General features: G+C 42.0%; 8 protein-coding genes, 3 tRNA genes and 3 other annotated features. Of the genes, 3 read left to right on the top strand and 8 right to left on the bottom strand.

Annotation, left to right across the window (positions count from 1 at the left end; translation table 11 throughout):
• Positions 1 to 120: a sequence feature (16S ribosomal RNA rRNA prediction is too short), on the bottom strand.
• Between the two features lie 1,009 nt (positions 121 to 1,129).
• Complete coding sequence (locus tag FTV88_RS15475) at positions 1,130 to 2,842, top strand: GAF domain-containing hybrid sensor histidine kinase/response regulator (RefSeq protein WP_153723799.1); 1,713 nt, start codon at positions 1,130 to 1,132, stop codon at positions 2,840 to 2,842.
• 216 nt (positions 2,843 to 3,058) lie between these two features.
• Positions 3,059 to 3,320 (bottom strand) — a sequence feature (23S ribosomal RNA rRNA prediction is too short).
• 19 nt (positions 3,321 to 3,339) lie between these two features.
• Positions 3,340 to 3,447, bottom strand: a sequence feature (23S ribosomal RNA rRNA prediction is too short).
• Between the two features lie 513 nt (positions 3,448 to 3,960).
• Here the strand turns inward: FTV88_RS15475 and FTV88_RS15470 are convergent.
• The 5 genes from FTV88_RS15470 to FTV88_RS15450 all read right to left on the bottom strand — a co-directional run bounded on the left by FTV88_RS15470 (position 3,961) and on the right by FTV88_RS15450 (position 6,274).
• Positions 3,961 to 4,035: transfer RNA gene (locus FTV88_RS15470), tRNA-Gly, on the bottom strand.
• A gap of 3 nt (positions 4,036 to 4,038) precedes the next feature.
• A tRNA-Leu gene (locus FTV88_RS15465) sits at positions 4,039 to 4,121 on the bottom strand.
• A 22-nt stretch (positions 4,122 to 4,143) separates the two neighbouring features.
• Positions 4,144 to 4,219, bottom strand: a tRNA-Thr gene (locus tag FTV88_RS15460).
• A 195-nt stretch (positions 4,220 to 4,414) separates the two neighbouring features.
• A complete protein-coding gene (locus FTV88_RS15455) occupies positions 4,415 to 5,521 on the bottom strand; it encodes a glycerol dehydrogenase (protein WP_153726433.1) in 1,107 nt (368 codons plus the stop codon).
• A 192-nt stretch (positions 5,522 to 5,713) separates the two neighbouring features.
• The gene (locus tag FTV88_RS15450; protein ID WP_162008091.1) at positions 5,714 to 6,274 is read right to left on the bottom strand and encodes a DUF2867 domain-containing protein; all 561 of its coding nucleotides are present in this window, start codon (positions 6,272 to 6,274) and stop codon (positions 5,714 to 5,716) included.
• A 348-nt stretch (positions 6,275 to 6,622) separates the two neighbouring features.
• Here FTV88_RS15450 and FTV88_RS15445 point away from each other — a divergent pair, with 348 nt between their 5' ends.
• Together FTV88_RS15445 and FTV88_RS15440 are read left to right on the top strand one after the other, a co-directional pair.
• A complete protein-coding gene (locus FTV88_RS15445) occupies positions 6,623 to 10,546 on the top strand; it encodes a dynamin family protein (RefSeq protein WP_153726431.1) in 3,924 nt (1,307 codons plus the stop codon).
• Positions 10,547 to 10,792: 246 nt separating this feature from the next.
• Positions 10,793 to 12,475, top strand: coding sequence for a hypothetical protein (locus tag FTV88_RS15440; RefSeq protein ID WP_153726430.1), 1,683 nt, complete (start codon positions 10,793 to 10,795; stop codon positions 12,473 to 12,475).
• Between the two features lie 99 nt (positions 12,476 to 12,574).
• On the opposite strand, the gene FTV88_RS15435 is transcribed toward FTV88_RS15440, so the two are convergent.
• The 3 genes from FTV88_RS15435 to FTV88_RS15425 form a co-directional block, all read right to left on the bottom strand.
• The gene (locus tag FTV88_RS15435; protein ID WP_153726429.1) at positions 12,575 to 13,867 is read right to left on the bottom strand and encodes a TRAP transporter large permease; all 1,293 of its coding nucleotides are present in this window, start codon (positions 13,865 to 13,867) and stop codon (positions 12,575 to 12,577) included.
• The gene (locus tag FTV88_RS15430) at positions 13,864 to 14,397 is read right to left on the bottom strand and encodes a TRAP transporter small permease (RefSeq protein WP_243137204.1); all 534 of its coding nucleotides are present in this window, start codon (positions 14,395 to 14,397) and stop codon (positions 13,864 to 13,866) included. Before FTV88_RS15430 ends, FTV88_RS15435 begins: the two co-directional genes overlap by 4 nt.
• Before the next feature lie 63 nt (positions 14,398 to 14,460).
• Complete coding sequence (locus FTV88_RS15425; RefSeq protein WP_153726428.1) at positions 14,461 to 15,501, bottom strand: TRAP transporter substrate-binding protein; 1,041 nt, start codon at positions 15,499 to 15,501, stop codon at positions 14,461 to 14,463.
• Positions 15,502 to 15,504: the final 3 nt, after the last annotated feature.

The raw sequence follows: 15,504 nt of genomic DNA, 5'->3' as shown, positions 1-15,504 counted from the left end.
TTACTCACCCGTTCGCCACTAAGTCTTGGAATAGCAAGCTATCCCTTAACTCCGTTCGACTTGCATGTGTTAGGCATGCCGCCAGCGTTCGTCCTGAGCCAGGATCAAACTCTCCAAAAAAGGATGTTTTGGAGTTCGCTGCGCCATAAATGGCGTCAGCAGTGAACTTCCTTTGCATTCCTTATATATGGGTGAGCCTGATAAAGCTCTTAATTGACTTCTTTTTGATAACTTTTGCATTTATAATGAAGGTTCCGAAAAACCATCACCGAATCTGCAAAAGTTCTCAGAATTGATTGGTTTGTCGTAAGCCCGAAAGCTTCGACAATTTCGCACGCTTGACTTGTTTACAACTGTTTGATTTTCAAGGACCGGTTTGTTTTGCCCTCTCGTTGGGCGGAAATACATAGTATCATGTTTGTCATCGTTTTGTCTACTGGTTCTTTTTGGCAACTTCGCCGTTAAAACAAAGCATACCAAATCGTCCATTCTAAGTGCTGTAAGTGTTGGTATACCCATGTCCATGGACGAGATTTATATATTACCAATATCTTAGTATTGTGTCAAATGTAATTATTTCTAAATTTGGCTTTTCACAATCTTGCCATCGTCCTTGTCCAGGAGAAGCATAAGTGGGCGGTTGTTACTAATTAAACATTTTTGCATAAAATAGAAGGGCTTACTAATAATTTGTTGAATAATTATATAATGTTTACCTAAATACAATTTCCTAAAATAAGATGATGATCAACATGGCATATAGGATAGGAGGCCGACAAGGCGCGGCTCATTCTTTCTTCTAATTTTTTCTTCTAATTTAACAATTAAAGATGCTCGTTATGTACGAGATTACATTTTTCCCTTTCATTAACAATGACGTCAATATGCTAAATATCGAGATCAATCAAGTCTCTTCATCGATAGTGTAGATATTGGTCTATTAATTAATCTTTATAAGTATACTCATCAAAAGGTTGAAATAAAGTCCTAACTAACGTTAAAGAAGTTCTGAAAGAAATACTCACAGTAACCAAACATACTGATGTCTATGAAATCGATAAAAGCCTTCATAAAATCACAGTCCAGTTTTAAAAGTCAGGGCTGTTTTTATTTGTCAGGAGATGTTTGAATGTTTGAAGATATTAACAATAACATAAAAATATCTTGTGAAAACGTATCATGCGATATTATATCAGAGTGGCAAAGTATTATTGATCTTGTAACAAGATTATCTGGCACACGTGTAGGGCTAATCATGCGTATCTGTTCAGGCGAAATTGAGGTCTTTGTTGCCAGCAATAGCCAAGGTAACCCTTATAAAATCAAAGATAAAGAAGCCCTTTATGATTCTGGATTATACTGTGAAAGAGTAATAAAAACACAGAGTAAGTTGCTGGTGCCCAATGCCTTGAAATCTGATGAGTGGAACAATAATCCAGACCTTAAATACGGTCTAATAGCGTACCTTGGTTTCCCCATCCGAAAGCCAAACGGTAGCGTATTTGGTACCATATGTTTGTTAGATGATAAAGAGAATTTATATTCCAATAGTATCATCGAATTGATGGAAAAAATGAGAGATATGATTGAGGGTCATCTCAAAATAACGACCCTTCTTGCGCAAAATGTTAAGCAATTCAAGACAATAAAGGAAAAGATGATTCAACTCGATCAGGCTTATAAAAAAGCAGAAGAAGCCACTCGAGCAAAGAGTGATTTTCTTGCTATAATGAGCCATGAGATTCGCACCCCCTTGAATGGAATTCTAGGCATGAATCATTTACTGTCAGAAACTTCTCTCACTGAGGAGCAACGAGAATTTACAGAAGCCATTTCAGACTCAGCTGAAGTGCTTCTCCATGTTCTCAATGATATACTAGATTTTTCGAAGCTCGAAGCTGCTAAAATGCGTCTTGAGGACACTGTTTTCAATTTACGTCAAATTGCTATAAGTGTGATTAATCTTTTTAAGAAAAAGGTAGGGAAAAATGGTCTAAATCTATCCTTAGCAATGCCAAGCGAAGTAGATGATTGGGTTATCGGAGATCGAAACAGGTTGCGTCAAATTTTAATCAATTTGGTATCGAATGCGATCAAATTTACCATTCAGGGTGAAGTATTAATTCAAATTACTATAGAGTCAAAAGATAATGACATCATGAAAGTAAAGTTCGAAGTAAAAGACACGGGTATAGGAATTAAGGAAGAAGTTATTCATAATATTTTCAACCCTTTTATTCAGGCAGATTCTTCAACAACGCGTCTCTATGGTGGTACCGGGCTTGGTTTGAGCATTTCAAAACAATTGGTTGAACTCATGGGCGGAGAAATTGGTGTTACTAGTAAGATCGGTGAGGGCTCCCTCTTCTGGTTCTCGATTCCTTATCAAACCGTAGCCGAACCTGTACATCAAAATCAAGTTGATTCGTTTGACAACGGTCCTGCAAAAACCTATCCAGTTTGGGAGCTGGAAAAGCCAGTCTTACTTGTTGAAGATAATCAAGTAAATCAAAAAGTAGCTCTGAACCTTTTAAGCAAAATGGGTTTGACTGTGGATATTGCCAATAACGGTTTAGAAGCTATTCATTCGCTACAGAAAAAGGAATATGACCTTATTCTCATGGATTGCCATATGCCAGAAATGGATGGTTTTCAGGCTACCGAAGCGATCCGAAAATGGGAATCCAAAAAGAATCAACGGACACCAATTGTTGCTATGACCGCATTGGCAATGCAAGGAGATAAAGATAGGTGCCTTCGTGCGGGAATGGATGATTATATCAGTAAGCCAATTAAACTGGAGCAACTTATCCCTGTCTTTGAGCGGTGGCTTCCCGGGTAAAAGGTCAATGTGCCGTAGATTTTTTACTTGCAAGGCTAGACACAATTGACCCCTAAGAGCAAAGAAAAAATCACAATTCTTTTGATCGGACTGCAAAAAAAAGTAAAAAAGCCTGTTACACTTGAAAGAGTGTAACAGGCTTTTTTTGTTATACTTTTGTTGTACCTTGAAAACTACACAGAGAAATATTCGCGATGTAAAGAGTAGGTTAAGTCCTCGACCGATTCGTACTCGTCAACTACACGCCTCACAGCGCTTCCATCTCGAGCCGATCAACCAGGTCATCTTCCTGGGGTCTTACCTACTTACGTAGTGGGAAGTCTCATCTTTGGGTCGGCTTCGCGCTTAGATGCTTTCAGCGCTTATCCGGTCCCGACTTGGCTACCCAGCGCTGCATTTGGCAACACAACTGGTACACCAGCGGTCGGTCCACCCCGGTCCTCTCGTACTAGGGGCAGCTCCCGTCAAACTTCCTTCGCCTGCGATGGATAGGGACCGAACTGTCTCACGACGTTCTGAACCCAGCTCACGTACCGCTTTAATGGGCGAACACGCCCAACCCTTGGGACCTACTTCACGCCCCAGGATGCGATGAGCCGACATCGCAAAGTAGCAAGCTACTTATCTGCTCCGTTCGACTTGCATGTGTTAGGCATGCCGCCAGCGTTCGTCCTGAGCCAGGATCAAACTCTCCAAAAAAGGATGTTTTGGAGTTCGCTGCGCCATAAATGGCGTCAGCGGTTAACTTCCTTTGCATTCCTTATATATGGGTGAGCCTGATAAAGCTCTTAATTGACTTCTTTTTGATAACTTTTGCATTTATAATGAAGGTTCCGAATAACCATCACCGAATCTGCAAAAGTTCTCAGAATTGATTGGTTTGTCGCAAGCCCGAAAGCTTCGACATTTTCGCACGCTTGACTTGTTTACAACTGTTTGATTTTCAAGGACCGGTTTGTTTTGCCCTCTCGTTGGGCGGAAATACATAGTATCATGTTTGTCATCGTTTTGTCTACTGGTTCTTTTTGGCAACTTCGCCGTTAAAACAAAGCATACCAAATCGTCCATCTTAAGTGCTGTAAGTGTTGGTTCTGATGCTACATTAATGAAAGTAGCAATGGAGCGGAAGACGAGATTCGAACTCGCGACCCTCGCCTTGGCAAGGCGATGCTCTACCACTGAGCCACTTCCGCAAGTGGTGCGGTCGAGAGGACTTGAACCTCCACGGTTGCCCGCTGGAACCTAAATCCAGTGCGTCTGCCAATTCCGCCACGACCGCAAATAAAATTGTATAGTAAAGATGGAGCCAGCGACAGGAATTGAACCCGCAACCTACTGATTACAAGTCAGTTGCTCTACCGATTGAGCTACGCTGGCTTAGTGTTAGCCTTTTCGTTCATCTCTGTGCCCGAGCACGATGTATACTGTATCATCTACTCAGCCGTAAGTCAAAGGTATTTTTTTCTAATTGTAGATTTTTTTCAACTTTTTTTGAGCAAAAAAAACACGATAGCGACAGCGTAAAGGTAAGGATAAAAAAGAAGGTCTCACAAGAAATGAAAAAGCTCGGGATTAAACCCCGAACTTTTTCTTAAATGCTCGTCCTATGGCATCAGCACCTAAAATCGCATCTTCTACAGCTTGAACGGATATCGGTACAGGCATGTTATAAATGCTCGATCCTTTTGCGCAAGCTTTTTCAGCGACAGCTCTTATTTTTTCTGGTGTTGGATCCGTCACACCAATTTCAGCAAGTGTCACTGGAAGTCCTACTCGCGAACAGAAGTCGAGAACCTCCTCAATTTGATCGGGTCTACGACCTTCTAATACAATGTGCGTTAATACACCAAAAGAGACTTTTTCACCATGATAGTAGTGGTGGGTCTCTTCTAAAACAGTTAAACCATCGTGAATGGCGTGGGCAGCCGCTAACCCGCCACTTTCAAAGCCTAAACCACTGAGTAACGTGTTGGCTTCAACAATACGATCTACTGCCTCGGTGACCGCACCAGCTTGTACCGCTTCTTTGGCCATTTCACCATACTCCAATAAAGTGTCATAGCTAAGGCGAGCAAGGCTTAACGCTGTAACTGTAGTAAGTCCACCGGGCATATTTTTAGAGTTGGTTCGTGAAGCAGAATCAGCTTCAAACCAAGTAGCTAGCGCATCTCCCATGCCAGCTACCAAAAAGCGGACTGGCGCCTTGGCAATAATCGCTGTATCAACAAGAACTAGATTGGGGTTTGCCGGTGTAATCAGGTAATGCTCAACAACACCTTCTTCTGTATAGATAACAGACAAGGCACTACAAGGCGCATCAGTCGCTGCAATCGTAGGAATGACTGCCACAGGAAGACCCATCTTCATCGCTACAGCTTTGCCTGCGTCAATGACTTTTCCACCACCGACAGCAACGATAACATCGGCTCGGAGATCCTGCGCTTTTCCGATTAATCGTTCAATCTCATTAAAAGAACATTCTCCATTAAATTGCTCATAGGAAGGTTCCAGACCAGCCGCTTGCACAGATTGATTCAAGGTGTCCTGGGTCAGATTAATTGTAAAAGCATCACCACAAATAAAGAGCTTTTTACCAAAACCTTTTAGCTGCTCCCCTGCTTCTTTAAGCACACCTGGTCCCTGCACATAGCGACCTGGTGCGATCAAGATCTTTGCCATCCCTAGCCACCCTTTCATGTAAAAATCGTTGCCCTAAATAGGTACTACTATTTTCAGAATACTGTTCTATTTTACCATATTCGCCTCGATTGCGAAAGTTTGGACTTTCCTTTTGCAGAATTTATGGTTATACGGTTGACTGCATTTTTTAATAAAAAAGGAAGTAAAAAGGCCTGAGCGGACTGAACCTGTTCAGGCTTTTTTTACTCTAGATTTACTAGCTAGGCTCTTTAACATAGCTGGAACCATGCGTCGATGAAAAGGACGTACTGGTAAGAAGTAGGCTTTGCCGAGCCAGTTGTGAAATTGCACAGCTGTAGAGACAACAGCCCAAACCTTTGCATCCTCTTGCTTCAGACTGTTACTTTCTTCCCTATCAAGCATAAAGGAAATGCGAAAGTTAAGGTGACGATCATCGTCTCCTACAACAATCTCATCTTCCTCTCTTTCGTAGACACGAAAGAAACTGCCTTTACTTCCTGGTGTAAAGTCAAAATCAGCCGCTCTCATTTGAGAATTGGACTCTGGCACTTTAATACCGAAATAAGGAACTACACGATTGCGAAATTCAGTTAACGCCGTAGTCCAAGCAGGTGCCGACGTGAAGAGTCCATCAATCAGAGCTACCACATCTTTCTCTACTCCCTCAGGCCATGGAATCCGATAGGCGTCAACATAATCTACCCTCTCTAAAGATTCTTTCAGTACAGAATCTACTGGAAGGGCCACTTCTTCAACAATAATTTTGCTCACAAATAAGACTCCTTTGGAAATAACTCAAAATCATTCTATATGTCATCCATTTTATTATAGACACTATTCGTCACTTCCAATTAAATCCCTTTTTCAGTCTTGATTAGCCAACACGAGTCAGCACATTCGAAGCTAAAGCTAAAAATATCAAACTAGCAGACCCGATACCTTGTCTTCATCTGTTTTTTTATTCACATGCAATGATTTCCATTAGTAAAGGGATTCTATTTCTAAAAACTGAGTGCTACAATCAAGCGAGTGATACCTTTTTATTATTAAAAACGCTGTCACTACAATGCTTTTTCTTGAGAAATATATAAATTGATTGATAAGTAGGTGTTCAATTTGTTGACTTATGATCCTTCGGACAAAAGGTTCACGCAGAGTAAGGAAAAACCATTCGATCAAGTAACGCTACGTGATTCATCAAGCGCTTCACTTCAAGACTTGCATTCTCGTCTTATTGATGTAATGGAACCGCTTCGACAAGTTGGCGACGAATCTAGTATCTGTGCTATAAAGGGGCTCCTTCAGAAGCTTCAAAAAGAGGAAATCCATATTGCTTTTTGTGGTCATATCTCTAGCGGTAAATCAGCCTTGCTGAACAAATTGTTGGGCTATAACTGGCTGCCAACGAGCCCGATTCCAACGAGTTCTAACATTGTGACGATTCATTGGGGAGAGCCTTCTGCAACAATCCAGGTCCCCATCGATGAGGAAAAAAGGGATCTCGATTGCCTTTATCCCGAATCATCAAGAATCAAGCTACATCCCAAAGAAGATTTGACCTTGATTCACCAATACTGTCTCGATAACAAAAAGGCAGAGTCCATTTCACTCACGGTACCTCACCAGCTCGATGCTCCTGGACTTGTCTTTATAGACACACCAGGCATTGATTCTGCAGAAAAAGCAAAAAAACTAGCCCACGAACCAGCCATTGTTACAGCTGATGTAGTCGTTTATGTAATGGATTATAACCATGTTCAATCTGAAATCAACTTTACTTTTGCTAAAGAGATGCAGGAACAAGGCAAAATACTATTGCTTGTGATTCATCAGATTGACAAACATTGCGATTTTGAATTGGACTTTTCCTATTACAAGAGCAGTTCAAGGTCAGGCTTTGCTGCTTGGGATGTTCACCCGGAAGGGATTTTCTATACCACATTACTCGATGATAACCATGAAGAAAACCAACTAGACCTTTTGCGAGAATCGCTTTTGTCGCTTTCTAAAAATAAACTGGCTCTTTTGCCAACAACAATGCACAATGCTGCCAAGCAAATAGTGAAAGATCATTGTGCTCGTCAGGCGACGCAGCATGAATCCTTGAAACAAAAGTGGCAAGAACAAATCGATGAGACCGAAGACTTAGAGCAGGCTTTAGAAAGCTATAAAACTCTACAAGCACAAGCTGATCGCCTTTATAGCCGGACCGAAGGTTTGCAAGCGGAGCTAGAACGAGAAATCCTTCAAGTTGTAGAGAACGCTCGAATCACACCTTTTACAACAACCCAACTGGCCCAAGAGTATTTGATCAGTCGACAACCAGGCTTTAAAGTAGGTTTCTTTTTCACTGCAGAAAAAACGAAAAAAGAAATAGAGCGTCGTCTACAAGCTTTAACAGATGACTTTACTCATCACGTATCGACGCAGTTGGAATGGCATCTGCGAAGCCTTTTGGCAAAAATTCCTGAGGACTACGGAATCTCTGATCGAAGCTATATGGAAGATGCCCATGGCTTTACCGTCACTTGGGACAGCAACTTAATAGAGCATGCTGTGAAAGAAAGTGCCCTTGTTAATAACGAGTATACTCATAATTTTACGAAAGACATTGCTTCTGAGGTAAAGCGTCTTTATCGACGTGAAGCACTGGCTCTCGCTGAAAAAGTCTCGAATATTACAAGACAAGAAAGCGAACAAGAACTGACACAATTGAATGAGCGACTTCAACCTCTACAAACCTTGGTTGAAGCTCTGCGTAACTTGGAAAAAACAGAGCAAGAGGAACGGCAATACCAAACCGAACTAATACATCTTTTAGAAAAAAACTTCTCATCTACCTTATCTCTACAAGAAATCCTCCCTTCTCTTCATGAGCATAATCAAAACGATTTTCTCGAAAGGTCGGTGCCTCTTGGTCAAGCCATCGGTACGTCTGTGCAGGGAAATGGTAGCGCCATAGTAACAAATGGAGCGTTGTCTCAGCAAAAGATGGAAGTTACTAGCCGAAAAGATACCTGCCCTGATAACAAGAGGATTGAAAAGCAAAGCCAAAGTGACAATCTTTTACAACAGACAGGCGCGACACTGCATATATTTGCTCAGACAGTAGAAAAGATCCCTGGGTTTTCTCATATGGCCGAATCCCTCCAGCAACGAGCAGAACGACTAGAGGAAAATATATTCACCGTTGCCTTGTTTGGTGCCTTCAGTGCCGGTAAATCATCAGTAGCAAATGCTTTGCTTGGTCAATTTGTTTTGCCCGTATCACCAAATCCAACAACAGCAGCTATTAATAAAATTCTTCCTCCCAATTCTATCTATCCTCACGGAACTGTACGAGTTCAGTTAAAAACGAAGGCTGATATAGAAAGCGATGTAATCCACTCCTTACGGGCCTGCGATGTAGAGGCGAAAACTTTAGATGAAGCCTTAGAACTACTTCATCAATTATCACCAAGTCAAATTCATCCTACAGCAAAGCCTCACTATTCTTTCTTACAAGCTGTCTCGAAAGGCCTATCTTTCGTAGAAAATCAACTTGGATCCATTCAAGTGATCGACTTGACATCTTTTAATGACTACGTAGCCAGTGAGGAAAAAGCTTGTTTTGTTGAGTGGATTGAGCTCTATTACAGTTGTCCACTCACCGATCAAGGCATTATGCTCGTAGATACACCGGGTGCCGACTCAATCAATGCCCGTCATACTGGTGTAGCCTTTGACTACATTAAAAACGCTGACGCTGTCTTATTCGTCACATACTTTAACAGCGCTTTTTCCCATGCTGATCGTGACTTTCTAGTACAGCTAGGTCGAGTCAAAGATACTTTTGCCTTGGACAAAATGTTCTTCCTCGTCAACGCCGCCGATCTGGCTAAGACGGGTCAAGAGCTAGAAGAGGTCTTAGAACACGTAACGGAACGAGTCGCTGACTGTGGTATTTATCACCCTCGCATCTTCCCCATTTCCAGTCAAACAGCGTTGCTAGCACGTTTGGCTAGTACGGGCACACTAACAGAAGGGCTAGAGAAAACATACCATCAACGGCTCAAGGCATTACGCAGTGCAAAAAATATTTTGTCTGACTCTGAGAATCAGGCAAGTTGTCAAGAAGGGCTTGCACTTTCTGGCTTTAGCACCTTTGAAGAATCATTTTTTCACTTTACCTTCCACGAACTGACTGCCGTAGCCATTGAAGCTGCTGAAAACGAGTTAACGCGCTGTTTGACATCATTAGATGAAGTAATTGCTACGGCCCATACCGATGCAAAGGCCAAGCGCGTCAAAAAGGCCGCTTATGAAGCTTCACGAGCACAAGTGCAGCGTCTCATTCAAGGCATAGATACAACAACAGAAAGAGCTCTGTTACAGCAGGAGCTGGAGGAGCTTTTGTACTACGTAAAGCAGCGTTTTTTCTTCCGCTTTGGCGACCTTTTTAACCGTTACTTTAACCCGGCCTTGTTGCAAGATGACCGTGGCGCTATTACCAAAAACAGAGCTCACCACTCTTTAGAGAGTTTGATAGAAAGGGCAGAACAAGAACTTGCGCAAGAGCTACGAGCTACCTCCCTGCGTCTAGAAAGTTTTCTTAATGGACGAGCAAAACAGTTACACAACAAGTTTTCCGAACTCGTTCGCCAAGAAGTTCCGCAGTTGCAACTACCTCCGAGAGAAGTTTTCACTGTTTCTACGCCGGAATTGCCTCTCTATCGACTCCGAGAAAGTACAAAGTCCCTCTTTTCTCATTTGTCTATGATCAAAAGTCCGAAAGACTTCTTCGAAGGTTCTGGTCGTGCTCGTCTTCGGGAAGAACTCGAAAAGGCCTTGCAAGCGCCTGCGGATAGTTATTTACAAGAAGGACGGGACTTGCTCTTTCCTGTGTATCATAATGCTTTGACTACAGCATTCGATACAACAACTACAGAGGCATTGCAAGCGCTAAATGATCATTTCGAGAGCCTTGCGGCGGCCCTTGAAGCCAACTTTAACGTAAGGGAAGTCGAAGTAGCGCGCCGTGCTTTAGAGCAGCACAAAAACTAACTTCTTTACTTTTGATCTTTGCTATTGATTGTAGAATTATATAATTTACCGTATAATTGATATATCTTCTATGTACTGATAAAGATAACTTTCCCGACAGAATCTCGCCAGAGCGTCTAAAAATTACTATATTTCTATATCGATTTATAGTTGGCTTCCAAATCATTCGCATTGTTTCTGAATTATTGTTTGCACCGTAGACCCCCTTGTTAGTTGTAGCACCGGATTTGGATTTGGAGGCCTTTTATGAAGAATAGAAAATTGCTTCATCTTTTGTGGCTAACAATCTTCTTTTTTATAAGTTTTGCTCTTTCTTTCATGGCACTGGAAAAGTTCTATGGCGAAGAAAGCAAGTCAACGCTGTTACATTTTCAACAACCTACTGAGGGTTCTTCTTTTTCCTTGCATCTTACTTCTACCAATTTTATATTGGAATCGAAAGAAAAGCCTTTGTCATCAGATCTTACTGCTTCGAAGGCTAAGCCTATCACAATAGAATCGCAGTTTTTTGAAGTCTATCAGCAACAAGGTCGGCAAAAAGTTCTTTTCGGTGAATTGCTTGTAGACATTGGCTTTTTAGAACCTACTCTTGATAGTTACTATTTCCTTCGATATAAACCTTTGCAAACGCTCGAGGAACCTTTGTCTCTATCACTTACCATAGATTCTTCTTTCGATGAAGTCTCCTTGCGCTATCTAACCTACGACGGTGATTTGACGGTAGAAACTAGCGCTTGGAGCACTGCTGTACTTTTGAATGACCAAGAGGTCTTGCCTCGTCAAAGTCTCTTTTTAGATGGCCATGACTTTAGCGCTTACCTGAGTCTGGTTTATGTATACGAGCCTCTTGGTCTGGGTGTGAGAAAAGAACGTTATGATCTTTTGCCACCGGCGACATATCTCGATCAGGGGGAGAGCAAAGTTATCACCTTTCACTTGCCCCATCAGGCAGGCTTGGAAGTGGAGCATTGGAGCCTCCTAGGTCAAAAGGATCTATTCTTATGGGATGATGAAGCTCAAAATGCTTTGCGCAGTACAGCCAACCTTGATCGACTTCGCGCCTGGACGCGAGAAGGTGTACAAGCAATTACACCCCCTACTTATGAACCTTATGACTGTCGTGGCTTCTGGGTCGTTCCCGCCCATCATGTGGGCAATAAGCTTCTGCTCGAAGGCCAAGACCGTTTTGCTAAGAACATGGCTCTTCTTTCTCTTGATGGAGCCTTAAAAACACAGCTTCCAGAAGGTATCTGGCCAACAGCGCCTCGTTCTACCTGGCTTTACGACAGTTACGGGATCGAGGCAGGCTTTTTTGACAGTCGTTTTAATAGTGACGCAGCTCTTTTTTTGCTACATGGCTACCGTCATTATGGGAAAAGGGATTTTTTAGAAGGGGCTTTGCGCTATGCTGACTTTCTTGGTCAATATGCCCGTTATCATCATCGACTGACAGAGCGCGGTGGCTATCTAGTTTATGACTATTTTGATTATCGTAACGGTCACAGCGAAGGAAGGACGATATCGGAACTCTCGAAGTGTGATCGCAATCAGGATAGACTAGACGATTGGCCCTACCAACCTACGGTGACGTCTGTTTCGTTAAACCAATTGGTTACAGCCATGAATTTTCTCTACGAGATTTATGAAGAAGAGCCAAATAATTCGTTTTTAGAGACAGCAGAAATCATACGTTTGGCTATACAAGATATAGCCTCTTCCTGGCCCCAAGAAAAAGTTAAAGTGGACCCTACCTCTATGATGGATCCCTATTATGGATTGTTTGAACATCCCCTACTTACTTTGCATGATCTCCGTTATAGTCAATCTTTGTTAGAAAGACGAGAAGGCCAAAAAGACGAAGCCTTTCAGTTTCTCATAGAAGCAGCGGAAAACTACCTTGAGCAAATAGGCTTGCCTTCTTATTCGTAACATAAAGCAAAAAGCATCCCTTCAGTCTATTCTGAGGGATGCTTTTTGTTTGTTAACCAGCCATGCCAGCTTGGGCACAACCAAATATGAAAAATAATACTACTTCACCGCAAAAGTAACAATCTGAGGAAATGCAATCAGTATAGCAAGAAGTATCAAATAGCTAACGAGAAAAATCGAAGATCCCTTAAAAATAGACATCATAGGTACAGCAGGTGCTAATCCTTTTACAACAAAAGCATTAACCCCAACAGGAGGAGTAATCGCCCCAGCACTGGTTACAATGCATAAAACGACGGCAAACCATAGGGGATCGTAGCCAAGCGATATAATAGTAGGGTAAAAAATAGGGATCGAAATGATTAAAAACCCAAGAGCGTCCATTAAAGAGCCGCCAATCAAGTATATTGCTAAAATCACCGCTAAGACAACGAAGGGCATAACGTCAAGTGTGTTGACAAATTCAGCAATTTCATAGGGCAACCGAGTAATTGCTAGAAAACGACCAAATAACAAGGCGCCTATGATCAACGTTATAACCATTGTTGATGATTTTATGGTGCTATATAGTGCCTCTCTCAGGTTATCAAGGGTTAAACTCTTCATTGCCATTGCAATGATCATGGCTCCAAGGGCCCCGAAAGCACCTGATTCAGTCGGTGTGAACCAGCCTAGAAAAAGCCCGCCAATAACAAATGTAAAAAGTAGCAATGTAGGTAGCAATCCGGGCAAAGAGGCCAATCTCTCTTGTAACGTTGCTTTAGGTCCCGTAGGGCCCATGCTAGGATTGCGATGACAGAGATAAAAAACAGTACCCAAAAATAGCAGCATTAAGAGAATGCCAGGGATTACACTAGCAACGAACAATTGCCTCACGGACTGTTCTGTCTGCAAAGCAATAATGATTAAGACCGTACTCGGCGGAATAATGATGCCGAGCGTCCCTCCTGCGGCAACAGCTCCTGTGCTTAAGGAATCGTTATATTTAATCTTTTTTAATTCTGGTAGCGCAATCGTACACATCGCTGCAGCGGAGGCTGAATTAGAACCGCAAATTGCGGCAAATCCTGCACTTGCCATGACCACAGCAGCGGCCATACCCCCTTTTAAGTGTCCCATCCATGTATAGGCCGTTTCAAAGAGACTACGGGTTACGCCTGTCCGAAAAAGTATTTCGCCCATTAATATGTATAGAGGAATTACGCTTAACGTATAGCTAGATAATTGATTCCAAAGATCTGACGTTAAAACCGTAAAAGCAGCCGCTGGAGAAACGACGACCAACAAACCCACAAATCCTACTATAAACATAGCGAAGGCAATAGGCATTCTTAACATCATTAGTAAAAAAAGCGCACCCAAGCCAAGCAAAGATACCGTTACCAAACTCATTTTCGGGCATCACCCACTAACTGCTTAAAAAAATCTACAAAAATAGCAAAGGTCAAACCAGCGAATCCTAGCGCAATAAGAAATATAAGTGGATAAAAAGGTATCCATAAAGTTTCGGAAAGGTTGCCATTTTGCTTTACTGTAAGACCATATAGAACTAGCTGCCAAGAAACAAGAGCAAAAAAGAGCATGCTCGTAACAAGAACAGCCTTATGCAAAATTTTCTTCAACAAGGGAGGGAATCTTTCAACCAAAGCATTGATTTCAACATAGCCACGAGTGATCTGCGTATAACCGAGTCCTAAAGCAATCGATAGGGCTGTAAGCCATCCGACAATTTCAGTCGTTCCAAGAATGGGCGCTCCAAAGAAGCGCATAACTGCATTGCCTACGACCAAGGCCATCATCAACAACAAGCAGGATCCCGCCAAAAAGGCAAGACCATGATTTAGCAGATAGCTTGTCCTATCCAATCGATCAACAATTCTATTCTTCATGCTTCTTCCATGGCTCATTGTTTCTTGACGCAACCCCCTTTTCCAAGAACCAGTATTTTTAGTAGAATCACAACAGGTCTTTTTGCAGAATAGAGCTTATTGACTATACTGGCTGATCAATTCATAAAGCCGCTCTTGATAGGCTTCAGCAGGCAACCCTTTTGACTGTAGATCAGCCACATATTCATCTTGTAAGGGCTGTAGCACTTGATTCCAAGCTTCTATTTCATCTTGAGAAAGACGAATTAACTCAAAAGCATGGTTATTTTTGCTCCAGTCTAACGACTCCGCAACGTGACTATCCTTGTATTCTCCCGTCCAAATGGCCATTTCCTGGCCTAATTCGTCGATGACTTGCTGTATATCAGAAGGAAGAGAATCCCAGACATTCTTGTTCATAACTGCTACAAAGGTTACAATGCTTAAAGGATAATCGACTCCATAGCTAAGATTTTCTACCAGTTTTAAATCTTTGAGCACTTCTCGTGAAGTAACAATGCCTTCTACAATACCGGTTTGTAAAGATTGAGGCACTTCGGCCATAGACATGCTAATCGGACTGGCGCCAAGTTGTGTTAAGACAGGTGTTACAGAACTAGATATTCTTATTCTTTTACCTTGTAAACCCTGTAGTGTCGATACTGGAAAATTCGTCATCAAGTAATTTGGTTCAGTAGCAAAAGCTGTAATAATTTTGAAATCTTGAAATGCTTCCGGTGGATACTCTTGAATCAAGTCATAAACAACCTTGCTGGCTACAGTCGCATTGGGATAGCCTGAAGGGAGATCAGATATACCTAGGAGTGGGAATCTTCCTGGTTCATAGGTTGTACTTGACAAACCCATTTCTACAACCCCGTTTTTCACACCGTCATACATATTTTTGTCCGTAAGGATTGTACCACCTGGGAATAGTTCTACCTTAACTCTGTTGTTAGTACGATTTTCTACTTCCTCTTTCCACTTCTCCATTTGCTGGGCTGGGAATGTATTGGCCGGAGCAAAGAATGCATACTTTAATACAATCGGATTATCTGCATCTGTTCCTGCCTGTTGGTTGTCTCCACAGCCAGACGTTATAAAACTAAGGAGCAATAGAGTAACGAATAAAGATAACAGTACTTTTTTTCTTTTCAAAAT

This window comes from Heliorestis convoluta, from assembly GCF_009649955.1.
Classification (GTDB): Bacteria; Bacillota; Desulfitobacteriia; order Heliobacteriales; family Heliobacteriaceae; genus Heliorestis; species Heliorestis convoluta.
This window is presented reverse-complemented; position numbering and strand designations above follow the sequence as displayed.

Excerpts from the sequence above, each read along its gene's own strand:
- FTV88_RS15475 (WP_153723799.1), top strand. The coding sequence starts at position 1,130 with ATGTTTGAAGATATTAACAATAACATAAAAATATCTTGTGAAAACGTA.
- FTV88_RS15455 (WP_153726433.1), bottom strand. The coding sequence starts at position 5,521 with ATGGCAAAGATCTTGATCGCACCAGGTCGCTATGTGCAGGGACCAGGT.
- FTV88_RS15440 (WP_153726430.1), top strand. The coding sequence starts at position 10,793 with ATGAAGAATAGAAAATTGCTTCATCTTTTGTGGCTAACAATCTTCTTT.
- FTV88_RS15435 (WP_153726429.1), bottom strand. The coding sequence starts at position 13,867 with ATGAGTTTGGTAACGGTATCTTTGCTTGGCTTGGGTGCGCTTTTTTTA.